The sequence below is a fragment of the Allobosea sp. FBZP-16 genome (genome assembly GCF_002831785.1).
Lineage (GTDB): Bacteria > Pseudomonadota > Alphaproteobacteria > Rhizobiales > Beijerinckiaceae > Allobosea > Allobosea lupini.
Genome location: NZ_LNCQ01000058.1, coordinates 1,884 through 3,187, shown reverse-complemented (window position 1 = coordinate 3,187; position 1,304 = coordinate 1,884). Strand labels below are relative to the sequence as shown.

General features: G+C 68.9%; 3 protein-coding genes. All 3 read right to left on the bottom strand.

The genetic code is table 11. The annotated features are described in order from the left end of the window. Positions 1-526: SAM-dependent DNA methyltransferase (locus CXY91_RS30655; RefSeq protein WP_199777593.1), on the bottom strand; the 526-nt coding region annotated here is incomplete at its 3' end. Further along, positions 523-849, bottom strand: a complete 327-nt coding sequence (locus CXY91_RS28415; RefSeq protein WP_158673632.1) for a LexA family protein — start codon at positions 847-849, stop codon at positions 523-525. The genes CXY91_RS30655 and CXY91_RS28415, both read right to left, overlap by 4 nt. Then, on the bottom strand, positions 849-1,169 hold the full coding sequence (locus CXY91_RS28410; RefSeq protein ID WP_100965332.1) for a hypothetical protein: 321 nt from the start codon (positions 1,167-1,169) through the stop codon (positions 849-851). The genes CXY91_RS28415 and CXY91_RS28410 overlap by 1 nt, the downstream gene beginning before the upstream one ends. Between the last annotated feature and the right edge of the window lie 135 nt (positions 1,170-1,304).

Genomic DNA, 1,304 nt, shown 5'->3' with positions numbered 1-1,304 from the left:
CCGTCGCCGTGTCGCCGTCCGGCTCCCAGCGGCCGCGGTGCATCGGCACGCGCTCGACGTAATAGGCGATGACGAAGGGCGGAAACTCGCGGAAGAGCTCGTAACGTTCGATCGTGTGCAGCCACTGGGTGCGGACGAGGATCGCGACGCCACAGCGCGCCAGCGCCAGCCCTTGGCGAGCGAAAGCCACGGCCGCGTTGAAGGGCGGGTTCGTGAACATCCAGTCGCAGGCGCCACGGTTGCCGCCGGCCTGAAGGAAGTCCTCGACCTCGCCATAGCCATAGGGATGGACGTCGCTCGCGGCGACGAAGGGAAACACCTCCTTCAATGGCTCGGCCATGTGCCCTTCGCCGCAGGCGGGCTCCAGGATCTGATCGGGGATCAGCACCCCCAGCTCCGGCCGGGCAACATGGTGCACGAAGGCGCGGGTCGCCCAGGGCGGCGTCGGGAAGAAGTCGAGGGAGTCGGCCGGCTCGGAACGCTGCGCCATGACGGCCGGCGAGAAGGCGAAGGAATGCTGCGTCATCGCCGCACCTGCCGCTCGAGGAACTCCTCGACCGCCTGGGCGACAAGCTGGTCGCGGCTCTTGCCGGTGACGCCCGAGAGCAAGGCGAGCCCGGCCTCCATGGGCTTCGTCAAACCGCTGTCGACTAATGCGATCGAGCGCCCGCGGGCGCTGGTGAAGCGGATATGCCCGCGCTCCGCCAGTGCATGGACCATGCGGTGCGCGTTGCTTTTGACGATGCCGAGATGGCCCGCGATCTCCTCGTACGACGGCGCGACTTGGCCGGCCTCGAGGCGCTTGCGAATGAAGGCCAGGCAGTCGGCCTGGCGCGGCGTCAGGCCCATCATCGCACTGGCCCTCCCGCTGCGGCGATCGCCTCGCGCTTCGCGAGCTCGAGGCACATCTGACCCATGGTTTCGCCATGGCGGAGCACGGCCTCGCGGGCATCGGCCGGCAGCTTCAGGAAGGCGCGGATCTCGTCGGCCTGCTCCTTCAGGAGCTCAAGCGAGCGGGCGGCCGTGTTCAGGCGCTCGATATCGCGCTGGCCGAACTGCACGCCGCGCAGCTCCTTGATCGCTTTGCCGTCGTTCAGCGCCCGCTGGCGCGTCTCGGCAAAGCGCACCGCCTCGATCTGTTCAGCGAGCGATATCCGCGGGACGGTCATGACCGGTCCTCGATCGCAAGAGGCGCGGCCGAGCCGCCAACACCGTGATGCAGGCCGACATCAGCGCCGGCGCGCCAACCAGCCAACCCGGCGCCGGCGTAGCGCTCCTTCCGGCCCTTCAGCTCAACCGGAACC